Source organism: Paraburkholderia sp. JHI869 (assembly GCF_038900775.1).
Taxonomy (GTDB): domain Bacteria; phylum Pseudomonadota; class Gammaproteobacteria; order Burkholderiales; family Burkholderiaceae; genus Paraburkholderia.
This window is the reverse complement of sequence record NZ_JAYMSC010000006.1, coordinates 76,564-97,259: the sequence shown is the minus strand read 5'-3', so window position 1 is coordinate 97,259 and position 20,696 is coordinate 76,564. Positions and strand designations below refer to the sequence as shown.

At 64.4% G+C, this 20,696-nt stretch carries 18 protein-coding genes; 17 read left to right on the top strand and 1 reads right to left on the bottom strand.

Going from position 1 to position 20,696, the window contains the following annotated elements; genetic code table 11:
- Positions 1-45: 45 nt before the first annotated feature.
- Positions 46-744, bottom strand: a complete 699-nt coding sequence (locus VSR72_RS13240) for a Bax inhibitor-1/YccA family protein (RefSeq protein ID WP_342952800.1) — start codon at positions 742-744, stop codon at positions 46-48.
- Between the two features lie 292 nt (positions 745-1,036).
- Here VSR72_RS13240 and ndk point away from each other — a divergent pair, with 292 nt between their 5' ends.
- The 17 genes from ndk to VSR72_RS13155 all read left to right on the top strand — a co-directional run bounded on the left by ndk (position 1,037) and on the right by VSR72_RS13155 (position 20,644).
- Positions 1,037-1,462 carry a nucleoside-diphosphate kinase gene (gene ndk / locus VSR72_RS13235; protein WP_133181406.1) on the top strand — a complete coding sequence of 142 codons (426 nt, stop codon included), beginning with the start codon at positions 1,037-1,039 and terminating at the stop codon, positions 1,460-1,462.
- A 147-nt stretch (positions 1,463-1,609) separates the two neighbouring features.
- The gene (gene rlmN / locus VSR72_RS13230) at positions 1,610-2,773 is read left to right on the top strand and encodes a 23S rRNA (adenine(2503)-C(2))-methyltransferase RlmN (protein ID WP_342952799.1); all 1,164 of its coding nucleotides are present in this window, start codon (positions 1,610-1,612) and stop codon (positions 2,771-2,773) included.
- A gap of 201 nt (positions 2,774-2,974) precedes the next feature.
- A complete protein-coding gene (locus tag VSR72_RS13225; RefSeq protein ID WP_342952798.1) occupies positions 2,975-4,150 on the top strand; it encodes a RodZ domain-containing protein in 1,176 nt (391 codons plus the stop codon).
- A 135-nt stretch (positions 4,151-4,285) separates the two neighbouring features.
- The gene (gene ispG / locus VSR72_RS13220) at positions 4,286-5,593 is read left to right on the top strand and encodes a flavodoxin-dependent (E)-4-hydroxy-3-methylbut-2-enyl-diphosphate synthase (protein WP_342952975.1); all 1,308 of its coding nucleotides are present in this window, start codon (positions 4,286-4,288) and stop codon (positions 5,591-5,593) included.
- Positions 5,594-5,667: 74 nt separating this feature from the next.
- Positions 5,668-7,005 carry a histidine--tRNA ligase gene (hisS, locus tag VSR72_RS13215; protein ID WP_342952797.1) on the top strand — a complete coding sequence of 446 codons (1,338 nt, stop codon included), beginning with the start codon at positions 5,668-5,670 and terminating at the stop codon, positions 7,003-7,005.
- Between the two features lie 79 nt (positions 7,006-7,084).
- Complete coding sequence (locus tag VSR72_RS13210; RefSeq protein WP_342952796.1) at positions 7,085-7,714, top strand: tetratricopeptide repeat protein; 630 nt, start codon at positions 7,085-7,087, stop codon at positions 7,712-7,714.
- 96 nt (positions 7,715-7,810) lie between these two features.
- Complete coding sequence (gene bamB / locus VSR72_RS13205; protein ID WP_342952795.1) at positions 7,811-8,956, top strand: outer membrane protein assembly factor BamB; 1,146 nt, start codon at positions 7,811-7,813, stop codon at positions 8,954-8,956.
- A 433-nt stretch (positions 8,957-9,389) separates the two neighbouring features.
- A complete protein-coding gene (gene der, locus VSR72_RS13200; RefSeq protein WP_342952794.1) occupies positions 9,390-10,727 on the top strand; it encodes a ribosome biogenesis GTPase Der in 1,338 nt (445 codons plus the stop codon).
- 162 nt (positions 10,728-10,889) lie between these two features.
- Positions 10,890-11,126, top strand: a complete 237-nt coding sequence (gene hfq, locus VSR72_RS13195) for an RNA chaperone Hfq (RefSeq protein ID WP_027793540.1) — start codon at positions 10,890-10,892, stop codon at positions 11,124-11,126.
- Positions 11,127-11,185: 59 nt separating this feature from the next.
- A complete protein-coding gene (gene hflX, locus VSR72_RS13190; RefSeq protein WP_342952793.1) occupies positions 11,186-12,370 on the top strand; it encodes a GTPase HflX in 1,185 nt (394 codons plus the stop codon).
- A 98-nt stretch (positions 12,371-12,468) separates the two neighbouring features.
- Entirely contained in the window at positions 12,469-13,947 is a 1,479-nt protein-coding gene (gene hflK, locus VSR72_RS13185) for an FtsH protease activity modulator HflK (protein WP_342952792.1), read from the top strand.
- A 12-nt stretch (positions 13,948-13,959) separates the two neighbouring features.
- Positions 13,960-14,874, top strand: coding sequence for a protease modulator HflC (locus VSR72_RS13180; RefSeq protein WP_342952791.1), 915 nt, complete (start codon positions 13,960-13,962; stop codon positions 14,872-14,874).
- Between the two features lie 47 nt (positions 14,875-14,921).
- Positions 14,922-15,113, top strand: a complete 192-nt coding sequence (locus VSR72_RS13175; protein ID WP_028210024.1) for a DUF2065 domain-containing protein — start codon at positions 14,922-14,924, stop codon at positions 15,111-15,113.
- A 122-nt stretch (positions 15,114-15,235) separates the two neighbouring features.
- A complete protein-coding gene (locus VSR72_RS13170; protein ID WP_342952790.1) occupies positions 15,236-16,387 on the top strand; it encodes an ATP phosphoribosyltransferase regulatory subunit in 1,152 nt (383 codons plus the stop codon).
- A 168-nt stretch (positions 16,388-16,555) separates the two neighbouring features.
- Complete coding sequence (locus VSR72_RS13165) at positions 16,556-17,902, top strand: adenylosuccinate synthase (RefSeq protein ID WP_342952789.1); 1,347 nt, start codon at positions 16,556-16,558, stop codon at positions 17,900-17,902.
- A 23-nt stretch (positions 17,903-17,925) separates the two neighbouring features.
- Entirely contained in the window at positions 17,926-18,495 is a 570-nt protein-coding gene (locus tag VSR72_RS13160) for a phosphoribosyltransferase (protein ID WP_201697216.1), read from the top strand.
- A 262-nt stretch (positions 18,496-18,757) separates the two neighbouring features.
- Positions 18,758-20,644 carry a potassium transporter Kup gene (locus tag VSR72_RS13155; RefSeq protein WP_342952788.1) on the top strand — a complete coding sequence of 629 codons (1,887 nt, stop codon included), beginning with the start codon at positions 18,758-18,760 and terminating at the stop codon, positions 20,642-20,644.
- Positions 20,645-20,696 lie beyond the last annotated feature (52 nt).

The window sequence follows — 20,696 nt, the reverse complement described above, 5'->3', positions numbered from 1 at the left end:
TTTGCTTGATGAGGCCAGAATCTGCCGATCCGGCCCCGCCAGGGTTTAGTTGCGGTTGCCGCCGAAGATGCCGAGGATGGCGAGCAGGTTCGTGAACACGTTATACAGGTCCAGATAGATCGCGAGCGTGGCGGAGATGTAGTTCGTCTCGCCGCCGTTCACGACGCGCTGCACGTCGAACAGCATGTAGGCCGAGAAGATCGCGATGGCGAGCACCGAAACCGTGAGCATCAGCGCGGGCAGTTGCAGGAACATGTTCGCGACGCCGGCCAGCAGGATCACGATCACGCCCATGAAGAGCCACTTGCCGAGGCCCGAGAAGTCGCGCTTGCTGACCGTGGCGATGGTGGCCATGGCGGTGAAGATGATGCCCGTGCCGCCGAATGCGAGCATGATGAGCTGCGGGCCGTTCGAGAAGCCGAGGATGAACGACAGCAGGCGCGAGAGCATCAGGCCCATGAAGAACGTGAAGCCGAGCAGCACGAACACGCCAACCGAGCTCTCCTTGGTGCGCTCGATGGCGAACATGAAGCCAAAGGCGATCGCGAAGAACGCGAGCAGGCTCATGGCCGGGCTGGTTGCGGCAAAAAGCGAGAAGCCGGTCGCGACGCCCACCCACGCGCCGAGCACCGTCGGCACCATCGACAGCGCGAGCAGCCAATAGGTGTTGCGCAGTACGCGGTTGCGGGTCTCCGCCGAGGTGACGGTGCCGCCGCGGCCGAAGTTATAGGGATACTCGTTCATGCTTTCTCCTTGCGTGAGACGCGTAGGTGAGGGCGCGCACGTGCGCGGTCCGCTCCCCCATAAGATAAGTGCGCCGACCCAGAGTTTCAACGGGTTGCCACACAGTTTCCGTTATGTTTGCACAGCGTATGCCGCCTATCTTAAGCCTCTCTGAAAGGTACGGCAGCGCGGCGTTTGCGCTCATTTGCCCCGGTTTGCCGGGCTATGAGGGTTCAATCGCAATCATACATGGGAACATGCTACAATTGCGGATTCATTTGAATCTGTAACCTCTTAATTTTCTGGAGTTTTTATGGCGATCGAACGCACCCTGTCGATTATCAAGCCGGACGCAGTGGCGAAGAACGTGATCGGCCAGATCTACAGCCGCTTCGAAAACGCTGGCCTGAAGATCATTGCCTCGCGCATGGTTCACCTCTCGCGCGCCGACGCTGAGAAGTTCTATGCTGTTCACGCAGCGCGCCCGTTCTTCAAGGACCTCGTCGATTTCATGATCTCGGGTCCGGTCGTGATCCAGGTTCTGGAAGGCGAGAACGCTATCCTGAAGCACCGCGATCTGATGGGCGCAACCGATCCGAAGAAGGCTGAGAAGGGCACGATCCGCGCCGACTTCGCCGACAGCATCGACGCGAACGCCGTGCACGGCTCGGACGCCGCTGAAACGGCTGCCGTGGAAGTCGCGTTCTTCTTCCCGCAAGTCAACGTCTACTCGCGCTAAGCAAGGCGCGAGCAGACTGCAGTAGTAGCATAGGGTCGCGAACGGCGATGACGCCCACTGTCCAGTTCCCGATGTCGCGCAACAGCGCGGTCAGTTGGGCAACGCGGGCAGTGGGCGCGCTCTCGCACTGAAATGGCAGGATTCGACATGACGAGCAGTTCCACCGTCAACCTTCTCGATCTCGACGCCCAAGGGCTCGTCGCCTATTGCGAAAGCCTGGGCGAGAAGCCGTTTCGCGCCAAACAGCTTCAGCGCTGGATCCATCAGTACAACGCCGCCGACTTCGACGGCATGACGGATCTCGCCAAATCGCTGCGCGAGAAGCTCAAAGGGCGCGCCACCATCGGCATGCCCGGGATCATCAGCGACAACGTTTCCTCCGACGGCACGCGCAAATGGCTCGTGGACGTCGGCAACGGCAACGCGGTCGAAACCGTGTTCATCCCCGAAGACAACCGCGGCACGCTGTGCGTGTCGTCGCAGGCGGGATGTGCGGTCAACTGCCGGTTTTGCTCCACCGGGAAGCAAGGTTTTTCACGCAATCTCACCACCGCCGAGATCATCGGCCAGCTGCGCATGGCGGAATTCGCCTTGCGCGCCTCGCTTCTTGGAGAGGCGGGCGGCCGTGCGACCGGCGGTGACGGCAAGGGCGAACGCGTCATCACGAACGTCGTGATGATGGGTATGGGCGAGCCGCTCCTGAACTACGACGCGGTCGTGCCCGCCATGCGCCTGATGCTCGACGACAACGCCTACGGCCTGTCGCGCCGGCGCGTTACGCTGTCCACTTCGGGCGTCGTGCCGATGATGGACCGCCTCGGCGCAGAATTGCCTGTGGCGCTGGCCGTTTCGCTGCATGCGCCGAACGACGCACTGCGCGACGAACTCGTGCCGCTCAACCGCAAGTACCCGCTGCGCGAGTTGATGGCGGCGTGTCAGCGTTATCTGGAAGTCGCGCCGCGCGACTTCATCACGTTCGAGTACTGCATGCTCGACGGCGTCAACGACACCGAAAAGCACGCACGAGAATTGCTCGCGGTTACGCGCGACGTACCGTGCAAGTTCAATTTGATTCCGTTCAATCCATTCCCCGAGTCGGGCTTGCTGCGCTCGAAATCGGATCAGATCAAGCGCTTCGCGCAGATTCTGATGGATGCGGGCGTTGTCACGACCGTGCGTAAGACGCGCGGCGACGACATCGACGCGGCCTGCGGTCAGCTCGCCGGCGAGGTGAAGGACCGCACGCGCCTTGCTGAACGCACGAGCCGGGGCGCGGGTAAGGTCATCGAAGTACGACCGGTTCAGCACTGAGCCGGTATAAGGAGGGCCCACGGCGGCGTGCGGGGAAACGCGCGGCCGTAGGTAGTAATAAAAGAAACGTTTGCAGAAGCGATCGGAAGCGGCACACTGGCCGCGCAATTTGTTATAAACGGTCTGCGAATCGGGTAGAGGCGGGGCGGGACGCGCCCAACCGGTTCCAGTATTGAAAAGAATCGACGCAAGGACTTTGGGATGAGCGAGCCGCAGCACCCTTTCGGGACAGACGGAACTGACAGCAACGCAGGCCGTTCGGCGCAGGGCGCGACGCCTTCGCCGGTGCAGGCAGTGCCCGACACGCTGGTCGCGGCTGGCGCGCGCCTTGCGCAGCTGCGCGAGGCCAAGGGCTGGGCGATCGAAGATGTCTCGGCGCGCCTGAAGGTGTCGGTGTCGAAGCTGCGCGAACTCGAAGCGGGCGATATCAGCCATCTGCCGGACACGACGTTCGCGCTCGGCGTGGTGCGCGCCTACGCGAAGCTGCTCGGCACCGATTCCACGCCGTTCACGCAGGCGCTGCGCCGCGAGCGCGGCATTGCGCAGCCGGATCTGTCGATGCCGGCTTCGGCCGGCTCCGATCTGCCGCGCGGGCGTGTGTCGCTCTCGCTCGGCGGCGGTGGCGCACGCGCGCCGCGTCGGCGCGCCTCGTGGCTGTGGGGCGTGGCGATCATCGTGGTCGCGGTGCTTGCGCTTTCCATGTGGCATACGAACAGTGGTGAATCGTCGGCTTGGTTTGCGCGCCTGAAGGCGATGGCCAATGGTGCTAGCGTGCAGCCGGGCGCGTCGTCGCCAACGGTGACGCAGGGTACGGCGACCGATAGTGCAGGTGCGTCCGCCGCCGATGGCGCGGATCAATCCGCTGCGCCGGCAGCCGCTGACGCAAACGATGCGGGTGACAACGCCAACTCCGCGCCCGATCAAGGCGCATCGCAAGCGGCGCCGCAGGCCGCCCAACCGGCGCCTCAAGCGGCTCAGCCGGCGACGCAGCCGGCGCCCCAGGCCGCGAAGCCTGCCAGTGCAGTGCCGGCTGCGGCCGTTGCCAACGCGGCAAGTGCTGCGCGCGCCCAGGCGGCGAGCGCACCGGCCGCAGCGGCGGCACAGAATGCGACTGCCGACAACGGCGCTGACACCTCGACGTTCGCGATCCGCGTGACGCAGGACACGTGGGTCAACGTGCGCCAGAAGGATGGCAAGGAAGTTTTCTCGGGCCTGATCCACGGCAGCGACGCGCGTGAGATCACCGGCACCGAGCCGCTCAAGGTCACCGTGGGCAACAAGGCCGGCATCGAGTCGATGACCATCGACGGTCAGCCGGTCGACACGTCGAAGTACGCGTCGGCGCGCGGTAATGTCGCGCGCTTCGTGCTGCCCTGATCAAGACATGGTATGCGTCGCGGCCTGGCAAGTCTCATTGCCGGCCGCGATGCTTTTTCAACGCTTTTTCAATTCACGCAGTGCCGTCGCCGGCTAGTTGGCAACAGCGCGCGTGAGGCGTAAATGGGTTTTTCGATGCAAAGCGAAACGCAATCCTCGACCAGCAACAGTCAGATCTGCTCGACCGAGCCGGTCCTCGGCGGCCACGCGCCGCGCCGCAAGTCGCATGCCGTGCATGTGCGCTGGGGCGGCCAGCTGGTGACGATCGGCGGCGACGCGCCGGTGCGCGTGCAGTCGATGACCAACACCGACACCGCGGATCCCATCGGTACCGCGATCCAGATCAAGGAACTCGCGCAGGCGGGCTCGGAGCTCGTGCGTATCACGGTCAACACGCCGGAAGCAGCGGCGGCCGTGCCGCATATCCGCGAGCAGCTCGACCGCATGGGCGTGATGGTGCCGCTCGTCGGCGACTTCCACTACAACGGCCACTTGCTGCTGCGCGACTATCCCGCTTGCGCGGAGTCGCTCTCGAAGTACCGCATCAACCCGGGCAACGTGGGTCAGGGTGCGAAGCGCGACACGCAGTACGCGCAGATGATCGAAGCGGCCATCAAGTACGACAAGCCGGTGCGTATCGGCGTGAACTGGGGCAGCCTCGACCAGGACCTGCTCGCACGCATGATGGACGAGAACGGCGCGCGCAAGGAGCCGTGGGAAGCGCAAAGCGTGATGTACGAAGCGCTCATTCAGTCGGCGATCGGCTCGGCGGAACGCGCGGTCGAACTCGGCCTCGGCCGCGACAAGATCATCCTGTCGTGCAAGGTGAGCGGCGTGCAGGACCTGATCGCCGTCTATCAGGAACTCGCGAAGCGCTGCGATTTCGCGCTGCACCTGGGCCTCACTGAAGCGGGCATGGGCTCGAAGGGCATCGTCGCTTCGACGGCTGCGCTTTCCGTGCTGCTCCAGCAGGGCATCGGCGACACGATCCGCATCTCGCTCACGCCGGAACCCGGTGGCGCGCGCACGGGCGAAGTGGTGGTCGGTCAGGAAATCCTGCAGACCATGGGCCTGCGCTCGTTCACGCCGATGGTCATCGCGTGCCCCGGCTGCGGCCGCACGACCAGCACGCTGTTCCAGGAACTGGCTTCGCAGATCCAGAGCTATCTGCGCGCGCAGATGCCGCTGTGGCGCGACGAGTATCCGGGCGTCGAGACGATGAACGTCGCCGTGATGGGCTGCATCGTGAACGGTCCGGGCGAGTCGAAGCACGCGAACATCGGCATCAGCCTGCCGGGCTCGGGCGAGAACCCGGCCGCGCCGGTCTTCATCGACGGCGAGAAGGTGAAGACGCTGCGCGGCGAGCGCATCGCCGAAGAATTCCAGCAGATCGTGAGCGACTACGTCGCGCGCAAATACGGCAAGGCCGAAGCGACGAACTGAGCAGGCCGGTCGATCCGCGGGTCGCTCGCTCGTAGCTCGACACGCACAACCGCATAAAGCCAATACGCAACGCAATGACTGAACAAAAACGCAAGCTCGAAAAGCTCTCGGGCGTGAAGGGCATGAACGACATCCTGCCGCAGGAGGCAGGGCTGTGGGAATTCTTCGAAACCACGGTGAAGTCCATGCTTCGTTCGTACGGCTATCAAAATATCCGCACGCCGATCGTCGAGCATACGCAGCTCTTCACGCGCGGCATCGGCGAAGTGACCGACATCGTCGAGAAGGAGATGTACAGCTTCACCGACGCGCTCAACGGCGAGAACCTCACGCTGCGCCCGGAAGGCACGGCTGCGGCCGTGCGGGCGTCGATCGAGCACAACATGCTCTACGACGGTCCGAAGCGCCTGTGGTACATCGGCCCGATGTTCCGCCACGAGCGTCCGCAGCGCGGCCGCTATCGCCAGTTCCATCAGGTGGGCGTCGAGGCGCTCGGTTTCGCGGGCCCCGATGCGGACGCCGAAATCATTCTGATGTGCCAGCGCCTCTGGGACGATCTCGGCCTTGCCGGCATCAAGCTCGAGATCAACTCGCTCGGCGTGGCCGAAGAGCGTGCGGCGCATCGCGTCGAGCTCATCAAGTATCTTGAGCAGCACGTCGATCTGCTCGACGAAGACGGCAAGCGCCGCCTGTACACGAACCCGCTGCGCGTGCTCGACACGAAGAATCCTGCGCTGCAGGAGATCGCGGACAAGGCGCCGAAGCTGATCGACTTCCTCGGTGAGGCCTCGCTCGCGCACTTCGAAGGGCTGCAACGCATCCTCAAGTCGAACAACATTCCGTTCAAGATCAACCCGCGTCTCGTGCGCGGTCTCGATTACTACAATCTGACCGTGTTCGAATGGGTGACCGACAAGCTCGGCGCGCAGGGTACCGTCGCGGCGGGCGGCCGTTACGATCCGCTGATCGAGCAGCTGGGCGGCAAGGCGACGGCGGCGTGCGGCTGGGCCATGGGCATCGAGCGCATTCTCGAACTGCTCAAGGAAGAAGACCTCGTGCCGGAAGAAGATGGTTGCGACGTCTACGTTGTCCATCAGGGCGAAGCTGCGCGCGAGAAGGCGTTCATCGTGGCGGAGCGTCTGCGCGACACGGGCCTCGACGTTATCTTGCATTGCAGCGCCGACGGTCAGAGCGCGAGCTTCAAGTCGCAGATGAAGCGCGCGGATGCAAGCGGCGCGGCCTTTGCCGTGGTGCTCGGCGAGGACGAAGTGGCCAAGGGCGAGGCGGGTGTGAAGGCGCTGCGCGGCACGGCTGCGGAGGCCCGCAGCGAGCAACAAACGGTAGCGCTTGAGGACTTGACCGAATATCTGATCAATGCGATGGTTGCATCCGCCGAAGACGGCGACGACTAAAAGGGCCACCCAGATGGGGCTGCCCGGTTCGCTGCGCATTCGAAAACAGGCTTCAGAATAAACGAGGAATCGCTACGCGATGAGTTACCACGACGAACAGGAATCGATCGAGAGCTTCAAGGCATGGTGGGGGCAGTGGGGTAACGCCGCTACGTGGGTCGTGCTGATCGTTCTGCTCGCGCTCGCAGCGTGGAACGGCTGGAACTTCTGGCAGCGCCGCCAGGCGGCCGAAGCCGCCGTGCTGTACGACCAGGTGCAGCAGGCCGCGAATAGCAGCGACAAGGCCATGCTCACGCGCGTGGCGTCCGACATGGAAGACCGCTTCGGCGGCACGGCGTACGCGCAGATGACGGCGCTTGGCGTGGCCAAGGCGCTCTATATGGCGGGCGACACGGCGGGCGCGAAGGCGCAGCTGCAATGGGCCGCCGACCACGCGAAGGACGACGAATTCCGTCAGGTCGCAAAGCTGCGTCTCGCTTCGCTTCTGCTCGACGAAAAGGCCTACGATCAGGGCCTGGCGCTGATTCCGCAGCCCGATTCGGGTCCGTTCAAGGGGGTCGTGGCCGACGGCCGCGGCGATCTGCTGGCAGCGGCCGGCAAGCGCGACGACGCGCGCGCGGCCTACAAGCTGGCCCTCGACAGCCTGCCGAAGAGCGACGCTTCCGAGCGTCAGCTGATCCAGTTCAAGCTGGATGCGCTCGGCGGCTAAGTGGCCGGCTAAATTGCGAAGCGTGCCGAGCGTGCCCCGCGTACGTACGGCATTGCGAAACCATTCAAACCAACTTCATTCATGCGTCGTTCACCGATGAATCTGCTGAAACGAACCGTTGTGCCCGTCGCTCTCGCGATGACCGTCCTGGCTCTCGCAGCCTGCTCATCGACGAAAGACGTGCGCCGCGTGCCGGTGCCGCTGACCGAATTCAAGCCGGCGCTGGATGTCCAGCAGGTGTGGAAGTCGAGTGTCGGCAAGGCTGGCCGCTATCTGTTCGCGCCGGTCGCCGTGGGCGACGCCGTCTACGCGGCAGGCGAGAACGGTTCGGTCGCGAAGATCGACGCCGCTTCGGGCAAGGACGTCTGGCGGACCAAGCTCAAGGACGACCTTTCGGCGGGCGTCGGCAGTGACGGTAATCTCACGGCCGTCGGCGGCCTGAAGGGCGACGTCTACGTGCTCGACGCGAACGGCAAACTCTCGTGGCAGGCCAAGGCGCCGGGCGAGATCATCTCGCCGCCGCTCGTCGGCAACGGCCTCGTGATCGTGCGCACGATCGACGGCCAGATCGTCGCCTTCAACGGTCAGACGGGCGAACAGAAGTGGATCTACCGCAACCGCGCCGTGCCGCTGAACCTGCGCGTTTCGGCGGGTATGACGTTCGCGGGCGACCAGGCCGTGCTGGCCGGCTTCCCGGGCGGCTCGTTTGCGGCGATCAACCTGCAAAGCGGCGACGCATTCTGGGAAACGCCGGTTTCGTACCCGAAGGGCGTGACGGAAGTCGAACGTATCAACGACGTGAGCGGTCCGCCCACGCTGGTGGCCGCTACGACCTGCGCGGTCACGTTCCAGGGACAGCTTGGCTGCTTCGACGCCAATTCGGGTCGTCCGATGTGGCAAAAGGCTTTCTCGAGCACGAGCGGCATCGCTCAGGATGAAAGCACGGTGGTGGGCGGCGACGACTGGTCGGTCGTGCGAGCCTTCAGCGTTTCGACGGGCGAGCCGACCTGGACGAACGAGAAGCTCAAGAGCCGCGACGTAAGCGTGCCCGCGTTGCTGGGCCACGCAGTCGTGCTCGGCGACTTTCAAGGCTACGTGCATTTCCTCTCGCTCGACGACGGCAGCTTCGTCTCGCGCGTGAAGACCGACGGCAGCCCGATCACGGCCGCGCCGGTGCTCGCAGGCAACACGCTGGTCGTGCAGACGAAGGACGGCGACCTGTACGGTCTGCGTCCGCATTAAGCGTTGTCTGCGGCGGCGGCTCCCTCGGGGCGCGCCGCAGATGCGCATCGCGCCGGCCCCTGTGGCCGGTGTACAAGGCAAGACACTCGCACTGCAGGTACAAGTGGTTGGTAGCGTCTCACGAGCGGCGCTCCGATGATGCAGATGCGCGAGGCTTTGGAACCGGCAGGTTCCGACGTTTCAACCGCTGGCCGGCTCAAGCCGGCCATGCGCATTTTGGGACGGCGGCGCGCACGAGCCCGCCGTTCACCGTCGCCGCCACCTGGCGGTTGTGCGGCGTCCAGCTCCGGTCGCTTCGCACTTTCGGCTCGGGGCCGCGGCCTCGCTCGTGAATTTCGTGATAATTTGCAACTGATGCAGCCCCGCAGGCGCGGGGCTTGCCGCGCAGCGCGCCGGACTCTCCGGCGCTGCGCCTTACTGTAGAAAAGATCAGATGAAACCCGTAATCGCCCTCGTCGGGCGCCCCAATGTGGGGAAATCCACGCTGTTCAACCGGCTCACGCGTTCGCGCGATGCGCTGGTGGCCGACTTGCCTGGCCTCACGCGCGACCGTCACTACGGTGAAGGGCGCGTGGGCGAACGCGCGTATCTCGTGGTCGACACCGGCGGCTTCGAGCCGGTCGCGAAGGACGGCATCCTGCACGAGATGGCGCGCCAGACGCGCCAGGCCGTGGAAGAGGCCGATATCGTCGTGTTCATTTGCGACGGCCGCAATGGACTCGCGCCCCAGGACAAGCACATCGCCGACTACCTGCGCAAGACGGGCCGGCCGATCTTCCTCGTCGTGAACAAGGCAGAGGGAATGAAGTACAGCGCCGTGGCCGCCGACTTCTACGAACTCGGTCTCGGCGACCCGCGCGCGATTTCCGCGGCGCACGGCGACGGCGTGACGGAAATGATCAACGAGGCGCTTGAGCAAGCGTATGCCGACCAGCCCGAGGAAAGCGAAGAAGACGCCGCGAAGCACGGCATCAAGATCGCGATCGTCGGGCGCCCGAACGTGGGCAAGTCGACGCTCGTCAATACGCTGATCGGCGAAGACCGCGTGATCGCGTTCGACATGCCGGGCACGACGCGCGATTCGATCTATGTGGATTTCGAGCGCAACGGCAAAAAGTACACGCTGATCGACACGGCCGGCTTGCGTCGCCGCGGCAAGGTGTTCGAAGCGATCGAGAAGTTCTCGGTGGTGAAGACGCTGCAGTCGATCGCCGACGCCAACGTGGTGATTCTGCTGCTCGATGCGCAGCAGGAAATCTCGGACCAGGACGCGCATATCGCAGGCTTCGTGGTGGAGCAGGGCCGCGCGCTCGTGGTGGGCGTGAACAAGTGGGACGGCATGGACGACCACGCGCGCGATCGCACCAAGCACCACCTGCAGCGCAAGCTGAAGTTCCTCGACTTCGCGGAAATGCGCTTCATCTCGGCGACGGAAAAGTTCGGCATCGGCCCGCTGATGCGCTCCGTGGACGACGCCTATGCCGCCGCCATGGCGAAACTGCCCACGCCGAAGCTCACGCGCGCGCTCATCGAAGCCGTGGAGTTCCAGCAGCCGCGCCGCCGCGGCCCGGTGCGTCCGAAGCTGCGCTACGCGCACCAGGGGGGACAGAACCCGCCCATTATCGTCATTCACGGCAACGCACTCGACGCCGTGACAGAGACTTACAAGCGCTATCTGGAGAACCGTTTCCGGGAAACTTTCTCGCTCACCGGCACTCCATTGCGCATAGAGTTTCGCTCCTCGACGAATCCCTATACAGAGAAAAACTAGGCTGTTGCTGAATAGCGTTCGCTACCCCGCAAAGGCCGCCTGGCCGAACCGCCAGGAACCGCGCGGGGGAACGAGAATCGGCTATAGTGTAGCGATTGGTGGTGGATTTCTTTTTCTTCATCCCAATATAAGTTAAACCTGCAAAAAAATACGGAGTTTGCTATGAGCAACAAAGGGCAATTGTTACAAGACCCGTTTCTGAACGCGCTGCGCAAGGAGCACGTGCCTGTTTCGATCTATCTGGTCAACGGCATCAAGCTTCAAGGGAACATCGAATCGTTCGACCAGTACGTCGTGTTGCTCCGTAATACGGTTACGCAAATGGTTTACAAGCATGCCATCTCCACGGTGGTTCCGGCCCGTCCGGTGAACTTCCACCCGGATACGGAAGCGTCCTGACCCATGACGCGGCCGGCCCGGGGCGCCTCGCAGGCAGCTCTGGTCCGGCCGCTTTCATTTTGACATCCTCTAATTTGATCAACGCCGCACTCGTCGGCATCGACTTCGGCAAGACCGACTTCGAAGCCAGTCTCGAAGAACTCAGCCTGCTCGCCAAAAGCGCGGGCGCCACTCCTGCTGTCACGCTCACCGGGCGACGCTCCAGCCCCGACGCCGCCATGTTCATCGGCAGCGGCAAGGCCGAGGAACTGCGTCTCGCCTGTGAAGCGAACGACATTGAAATCGTCATCTTCAATCACGCGTTGTCGCCCGCCCAGCAGCGTAATCTGGAGCGCGCGCTCAGTCGCCGCGTGGTCGATCGCACGAGCCTCATTCTCGACATCTTCGCCCAGCGCGCCCGCAGCCACGAAGGCAAGCTGCAGGTCGAGCTCGCGCAGCTGCAATACCTCGCCACGCGCCTCGTGCGCGCCTGGACTCACCTTGAGCGCCAGAAGGGCGGTATCGGCCTGCGCGGTCCCGGTGAAACGCAGCTCGAAACCGACCGCCGGTTGATCGGCGAGCGCATCAAGATGCTGCAAGGCAAGCTCGCGAAGCTGCGTCGCCAGCACGGCACGCAACGGCGTCAGCGCGAGCGCAATCGCACGATGTCAGTGTCGCTGGTGGGCTATACGAACGCCGGCAAGTCCACGCTCTTCAATGCGCTCACGAAGGCGCAGGCCTACGCCGCCGACCAGCTGTTCGCGACGCTCGACACGACTTCGCGGCGCGTCTGGCTCGGTGACGAAGTGGGGCAGATCGTGCTGTCCGATACGGTGGGGTTCATCCGCGAGTTGCCTCACCAGCTCGTCGCCGCGTTTCGCGCGACGCTGCAGGAAACCGTGCAGGCCGATTTGCTGCTGCACGTGGTTGATGCGTCGAGCGCCGTGCGTCTCGACCAGATCGACCAGGTGAACGAGGTGCTGCGCGATATCGGCGCGGACACGATTCGCCAGGTGCTCGTCTTCAACAAGATCGACGCCGTGCCGGAACTGGCGGCCCGCGGCGGAACGGTCGAGCGTGATGAATATGGTAATATTTCGCGCGTCTTTTTGAGCGCGCGCACGGGCGTTGGGCTTGACGCGCTGCGCTCCGCCATCGCCGAAATCGCGACTGCCGAGCCGCTTGCCGATGCGTCGCAGTCCCTGGCCGCAGACTGGAGCGCGGTGCAGGAAGAACCTCGCTGGGAACCCGAGCACGAGCGCTGAAGCGCGCCCGGCATTGTCTTGCACGCAAGGCCGGCTTCGCGGCTCCGATGGAATCCGCACGCAATTGACCCGCTGTCTACTCTGGTGAACGAACACAGGTGAACGATTACAACAAGCGGACTGGCTGGCAGCGCGCGCGCGCCATTTTCTCGCTGAACGACCCGCGTTGGGGTCGAGGCGACGGCAATGGCCAGCGTTCTGACGACGGGCGCCGCCCGCCGGGCAATAACGGCAACAAGGGTGGCAACGGCGACAAGGGCGACGGTCCGCCGGATCTCGACGAAATGTGGCGCGACTTCAACCGCCGCGTGTCCGCTTTCTTCGGCCGCAAGGGCAAGGGTCCGGGCGGCTTCGGGCCGCGCCCGGACAATGGCCATGGCGCGCGCATCGGCGTGGGCATCGTGCTCGGCGTGCTCATTGCGATCTACGTGGGCAGCGGCGTGTTCGTCGTTCAGGAAGGGCAGGCCGGCGTCGTGCTGCAGTTCGGCCAGTATCGCCACACGGTGGGCCAGGGCGTGCACTGGCGCATGCCGTATCCGTTCCAGACTCACGAAATCGTCAACGTCGGTCAGATCCGCACCGTCGAGATCGGCCGCAGCAACCTCGTGCGCCCGGCAAACGTGAAGGATGCCGCGGTCATCACGCACGACGGCGACATTCTCAACGTGCGCTTTACCGTGCAGTACCAGGTCAAGCAGCCAACCGACTATCTGTTCCGCAGCGTCGATCCCGATCTCACTGTCACGCAGGCCGCGCAGTCGGCGGTGCGTACCGTGGTCGGTGCGCGCAGCACGAGCGACCTGCTTTACGCAGACCGCGAGCCGCTTCGCGCCCAGCTTGCCGACACGATTCAGCATGCGCTCGACGAGTACAAGACGGGCCTCGGCGTGACCGGCGTGGCGATCCAGAGCGTCTCGGCACCCGATCAGGTGCAGGCCGCGCTCGACGACGAAGCCAAGGCGCGCCAGGACCGCGACCGCGCGAAGCGCGACGCACAGGCCTATGCCGATCAACTGCTGCCGCGCGCGCAGACCGACGCCGCACGTCTCGTCGACGAAGCCAAGGCGTACAGCGAGCGCGTGGTTTCGCAGGCGCAAGGCGACGCGCAGCGCTTCACGCAGGTCTACGAACAATATGCGAAGGCGCCGGCTGTGATTCGCGAGCGCATGTATCTCGAGACGATGCAGCACATCTATTCGAATGCGACGAAGGTGTTCGTCGACAGCAAGTCGGGTAACAACGTGATTTATCTGCCGCTCGACAAGCTTGTCGACACGACACGGCAGCGCGCCGCCGTCGCGGCGGGCGCAACGGGCGCGGCTGCGGCCTCTGGTGCTGGTGCTGGTGCGGCCGCAACGGCCGGCGCGGCTTCGGACGCCAATGCGGCTTCCGCTCCGGCCGCCGGCAGCGAGGCGCAGCCGAGCGTACAACCAGGTCCGGGCGCACAGCAACAAGGCGCCCAACAGCCTGGCGCGGCTCCCGCAACCACGGCAAGCGACGCGGCAGCCGCCGCGAGCGACGCCTTCCGTTCGCGCGATGCGTTCCGCTCGCGCGGCCGCGAAAGCGACGTGCAATAAGGGAGCGCCACTATGAACAAGATCATTGCGCTCGTCGTTGCCGTCGTGGTTGTCGTGCTGGTTGCGTCGTCGGCTGTCTTCATGGTCGATCCGCGTCACGTCGCCATCATTTCGTCGTCGGGCGGGGGCAACGCCACACTCGCCGGTCCCGGGCTGCACGTGAAGCTGCCGCCGCCGTTCCAGACCGTCACGTTCATCGACACGCGCATTCAGGCGTTCGATGCGCCCGATGCCGACCGCTACACGACCTCGGACAAGACCGAACTGCTCGTGAACCCGGTCGTGCGTTATCGCATTTCCGATCCGCTCAAGCTCTTCGCGGCCACCAAGGGCGACGCGCAGACGCTGTCCGACCGTCTCGCCTCGCTGTCGCGAGACGCGCTCGGCGACGCGATCTCGAAAGTCTCGCTCACCGAAGCGCTCGCACAGCAGGAAGCCATCGCCAACGGCGCGCGCGACGCGCTCAGGCAAACCGCGGCGCCGCTCGGCATCGACGTGATCGCGATCGAACTCACGCGCGTCGACTACCCGCCGGAGCTGGCGCAGACGGTCTTCAAGCGCATGAGCGCCGCGCGCGAGCAGGCCGCTGCCGAGATTCGCGAGAAGGGCGCGGCCGAGGCGCAGCAGATCAAGGACGACGCAGAGCGCAAACAGCAAGGCGTGCTGGCCGACGCCTATGCCCAGGCGCAAGCGATCAAGGGCGAGGGTGACGGCAAGGCCGCCGCGATAGCCGCCGAGGCGTTCGGGCGCGACCCGGACTTCTACCGGTTCTATCAGAGCATGCTCGCGTACCGCGAGAGCTTCCGGCCGGGTGACGTCATCGTGGTCGATTCGTCGAGCGACTTCTTCCGTTTCATGCGTGGTCCTAACGGCGGCGCGAATGGCGGAGATAACGCTGCGGCTTCCGCCACCCCGCGCAAACACTAGACAAAACGAGACACATGCGCCGCGCACTGCGCGGCGTCTTTCTTCGCATGGACATAGCTGGCTCCCTCTTGCTCGCGATCGCGCTGATGCTGATTATCGAGGGCATGTTCCCGTTCGTCTTTCCGACGGCGTGGCGTGACACATTCCGTAAAATCGCGGAAAGACCGCCGCATCACATCAGGATCGGCGGGCTCATCGTGATGGGGCTCGGCCTCGTACTGCTGATGCTGGCGACCTGACGGCCTCGTGCCGCAGCTGACTTGAGATGCGGTGCGCGCCTGGCGTTTTTTGACGGATTCCGAATTATCGGGCCGCGTGGCGTTTCGCCGCGCGCGGCCCTCATTGTGGTAGGACTCAACCGATGTCGACCTGGTTACTCCCCGAGAATATTGCGGACGTGCTGCCGTCCGAGGCACGCAAGATCGAAGAGCTGCGCCGCCGCCTGCTGGACCGTTTTCGCACCTATGGCTACGAAATGGTCATGCCGCCGTTGCTCGAGTATCTCGAATCGCTGCTCGTGGGCAGCGGGCGCGATCTGAACCTGCGCACGTTCAAACTCGTCGATCAGCTGTCCGGCCGCACGCTCGGGCTGCGCGCCGACATGACGCCGCAGGTCGCGCGCATCGATGCGCATCTCTTGAACCGCCAGGGCGTGACGCGCCTGTGCTATGCGGGCAACGTGCTGCACACGCTGCCGCGCGGTCTGCACGCGACGCGCGAGCAGATCCAGACCGGCGCGGAAATCTACGGCCACGCTGGCCTCGAAGCCGACCTCGAAATCCAGCAGCTGATGCTCGATGCGCTGCGTCTCGCGGGCCTCGCGAAGGTGCGCCTCGACCTCTCGCACGCCGGCGTGCTCGCGGCGATTTTCGAAGCGGACCCGGCTGCGGCTGCATTGGGCGATGCTTTGTATGAAGCGCTCGCTGGCAAGGACGTGCCGCGTCTCGCCGAGCTTACGCAGAACCTCGCAGCCGCCACGCGCGACGCCCTGCGCGCGCTGCCGTCGCTCTACGGCGACGCGAGCGTGATCGACGAGGCGCGCGCGCGTCTGCCGGCGCTGCCGGGCATTGCCCGCGCGCTCGATGACCTCGCATTCCTCGTGCGCGAGATCGAGGGTGCGGAACTGATGATCGACCTCGCGGATCTCGGCGGCTACGCGTACCACAGCGGCGTGATGTTCTCCGCCTACGTGGACGGCGTGCCGAACGCCGTGGCCCGTGGCGGCCGTTACGACAAGGTGGGCGAGGTCTACGGCCGCGCTCGCGCGGCCACGGGCTTCTCGCTCGATTTGCGCGAAGTGGCGCGTATTTCACCGGTCGAAGCGCGCAGCAGCGCGATCCTCGCGCCGTGGCGCCATGACGAAGCCCTGCGCACCGCGGTCGCCGCGCTGCGCGATGCTGGCGAGGTCGTGATCCAGGCGCTGCCGGGTCACGAACACGACATGGACGAGTTCGCCTGCGACCGCGTTCTCATCGAGCGCGACGGCGTCTGGGTCGTCGAAAAGCACGCCTGATACGGCACCCGGGCGGTCATTCGCACCGCCCGCGCAAGCTCTCCAAAGCACGCTTCGCATCGCGCATGCCGTTGAGTGCAAAAGGAAATTCCGCGAATTTCGGGAAAAAAAGGCGGCCTTGCCGCTGAACCCAGGTAGAATACGTTTTTAACCAGCTAACGAAACACCATGTCTGCCAGCGCAGTGAATGTAACCCCGGGGCGCAATGTCGTCGTCGTGGGCACCCAATGGGGCGATGAGGGCAAGGGCAAGATCGTCGACTGGCTGACGGACCACGCGCAAGGCGTGGTGCGTTTCCAGGGCGGTCACAACGCCGGCCATACGCTCATCATCGGCGGCAAGAAGACCATTCTCCGACTGATCCCGTCGGGCATCATGCGCGCCGGCGTCGCCTGCTACATCGGCAACGGCGTGGTGCTTTCGCCCGAAGCGCTCTTCAAGGAAATCGGCGAGCTCGAAGAAGCGGGCATCGACGTCCAGAAGCGCCTCTTCATCTCCGAAGCCACCACCCTCATCCTGCCGTACCACATCGCCATCGACCAGGCGCGCGAAGCCAAGCGCGGCGCCGCGAAGATCGGTACGACGGGTCGCGGCATCGGTCCGGCCTACGAAGACAAGGTGGCACGCCGCGGCCTGCGCGTGCAGGACCTGTTCGAGCCGGAGAATTTCGCCGCGCGCCTGCGCGAGAACCTCGACTACCACAACTTCGTGCTCACGCAGTACCTGGGTGCGCCGGCCGTCGACTATCAGCAAACGCTCGACACGATGCTCTCGTACGCCGATCGTCTGAAGCCGATGGTGACGGACGTTTCGCGTCGTCTGTATGACGTGAACAACGAAGGCGGCAACCTCCTGTTCGAAGGCGCGCAAGGCACGCTGCTCGACATCGACCACGGTACCTATCCGTTCGTCACGTCGAGCAACTGCGTTGCGGGTGCGGCTTCGGCAGGTGCGGGCGTCGGTCCGCAAAAGCTCAACTACGTGCTCGGCATCACCAAGGCGTATTGCACGCGCGTCGGTTCGGGCCCGTTCCCGAGCGAACTGTACGACGCCGATAACGCCGATCGCCAGGAAGAAGTGGGCCTCACGCTCGCGAAGGTCGGCAAGGAATTCGGTTCGGTCACGGGCCGCCCGCGCCGCACCGGCTGGCTCGACGCCGCCGCGCTGCGCCGCTCGATCCAGATCAACGGCGTGACGGGTCTGTGCATCACCAAGCTCGACGTGCTCGACGGTCTCGACGAAGTGAAGCTCTGCGTCGGCTACAAGGTCGATGGCAAGGACGTGGATATTCTGCCGCGCGGCGCCTCGCAAGTGGCCGCGTGCGAGCCGGTCTACGAGACGTTCGAAGGCTGGAACGAAAGCACCATCGGCATCACGCAGTTCGACGCGCTGCCGAAGAGCGCGCAGGCGTATCTCACGCGCGTGCAGGAAGTCGCCGGTGTGCCGATCGACATGGTTTCGACCGGCCCGGATCGCGATGAAACGATCCTGCTGCGTCATCCGTTCAAGGTCTAAGTAGCAAGAAGGCAGAAGCAAAAATGATTCAAATGATGGACCCGCGCAACGACGAAAAGAACCTGTGGGTCGGCTGGGACGAGTATCACCGGCTGATCGAACTGCTCGCGCTCAAGGTGCACGAGTCGCGCTGGAAGTTCGACCAGATCCTGTGTCTCGCACGCGGCGGTTTGCGCGTGGGCGACCAGCTCTCGCGCATCTACGATCTGCCTTTGGCTATCCTCGCAACGAGCTCGTACCGCGAAGCTGCGGGCACGGAGCAGGGCGAGCTCGACATCGCGCAGTACATCACGATGACGCGCGGTCACCTGGAAGGCAACGTGCTGCTCGTCGACGATCTCGTCGATTCGGGCGTCACGCTCGCTCGCGTGCAGGAGCACCTCAAGGAGCGTTATCCGGCCGTGACCGGCGTGCGCTCGGCGGTGCTCTGGTACAAGGGCTGCTCGAAGGTGACGCCTGACTATTTCGTCCAGCATCTGCCGACCAATCCGTGGATTCACCAGCCGTTCGAGGAATGGGACACGGTGCGCCCGCACAATCTCGGTGCGTGGATCAAGCGTGGTCTGCAGCAAGCGCAGGACGCGCAGAAGTAATGCAGGATTGCGCCGCCGCAAAGGTTCTCGAATCCGCGACGGCCAGATCCAGAGACGGAGCCTTCATGGCTCCGTTTTTTTTATGCGCATCGCCCGCCATTCGCCAGCGGCGGCGCAGGCGGGCAGACGTCATCTGGGGCCGGTGCTAAACTGCGCGGGGGCAAGGGGGGTGTCGCAGTGCCGCGACGACCGCTCGGTTTCCGCCGCAGCCCGGTTTAGAATAGCGCTCGTTTTTTCCGCCTCGCAACGGATTACCGCGTATATGACAACTAGCACACACGTGGCCAAGCAGCCGCTACCTACTCTCGCCGTAGCGGCCATCGGCGTGGTGTTTGGCGACATCGGCACGAGCCCGCTGTATTCGCTGAAAGAGGCGTTTAGCCCGTCACACGGCATTCCGCTCAACGAGACCTCCATTCTCGGCGTCATTTCGCTGCTGTTCTGGGCGATCGTGATCGTTGTGAGCGTCAAATATGTCCTTTTTGTGATGCGTGCCGACAATAACGGCGAGGGCGGTGTGCTCGCGCTCATGGCGCTCGCCATGCGCTCGTTCAGCCGCAAGAGCAAGTCGGCGGCGCTGCTCACGGCGCTCGGCATCTTCGGCGCGTGCATGTTCTACGGCGATGCCGTCATCACGCCGGCCATCTCGGTCATGTCGGCGGTGGAAGGTCTCGAGATCGCCGCGCCCAAGCTCTCGCATCTGGTGTTGCCGCTCACCATGGTGATCCTGGTCCTGCTGTTCTGGATCCAGCGGCACGGCACCGCGCTCGTCGGCCGCCTGTTCGGCCCGATCATGGTGCTCTGGTTCGTCACGATCGCCGTGCTCGGCGTGTCGCGCATCGTGCAGGCGCCCGGCGTGCTCGCCGCGTTCAGCCCGTATTACGCGGTCAGTTTCATGGGCGCGCACATGCTGCAAGCCTACGTGGTGCTCGGCTCGGTCGTGCTGGTGCTGACCGGCGCCGAAGCGCTCTACGCCGACATGGGCCACTTCGGCGCCAAGCCGATTCGCTGCGCCTGGTACACGCTCGTGATGCCCTCGCTCGTGCTCAACTATTTCGGGCAGGGCGCGCTCTTGATGCAGGATCATCGCGCGATCGAAAACCCGTTCTTCCTGCTCGCGCCCGATTGGGCCTTGCTGCCGCTCGTCGTGCTCTCCACGGTGGCGACCGTGATCGCCTCGCAGGCCGTGATATCGGGCGCGTACTCCCTCACGAGCCAGGCCATTCTGCTCGGCTACGTGCCGCGCATGAAGGTGCTGCATACGTCGGATCTCGCCATCGGCCAGATCTACGTGCCGGTCGTGAACTGGATGCTGCTCTTCATCATTCTGTGCATCGTCGTTGCCTTCAAGAGTTCGGACAATCTGGCCGCCGCATACGGTATCGCCGTGACCGCGACGATGGTGATCACCACGGTGCTCGTCGCCGTCGTCATGACGAAGGTGTGGAAGTGGAACAAGGCGCTCGTCGCCTGCATCATCGCCGTGCTGCTGGCCGTCGATCTGGGGTTTTTCGGCGCGAATCTGCTGAAGGTCGAGGAGGGCGGCTGGCTGCCGCTCGGCATCGGCGCGCTGCTGTTCTTCCTGCTGATGACCTGGTTCAAGGGCCGCATGATCGTGAAGGACCGCACGGCCGCCGACGGTATTCCGCTCATGCCCTTCCTGCAGGGGCTGCTCGCGCACCCGCCGCATCGCGTTTCGGGCACGGCGATCTACCTCACGGGCAGCGAAGAACTCGTGCCGGTGAGCCTCCTGCACAACCTCAAGCACAACAAGGTGCTGCACGAGCGCACGATTTTCCTCACGTTCGTGATTCGCGACATTCCGTATGTGGCGGACTCGGAGCGCGTGACGGTGAAGGATGTCGGCGGCGGCCTCTTTCTCGTGAAGGCCGACTACGGCTTCAACGAAACGCCCGATGTGCAGGCGGTGCTCGACGACATTTCGCGCACGCACAACATGACGTTCGAGATGATGGACACGTCGTTCTTCCTCGCGCGCGAGACGGTCGTGCCCACTCAGCTGCCGGGTATGTCGATCTTCCGCGAACGCGTGTTTGCGTGGATGCATCAGAACGCCGCGAAGCCCACCGACTTCTTCAGCATTCCTGCAAACCGCGTGGTCGAACTCGGGACGAAGATCGAGATCTGATCGCTTCGCTTCGTTTTCCGTCGGCAACAAAAAAGGCACCCGAGGGTGCCTT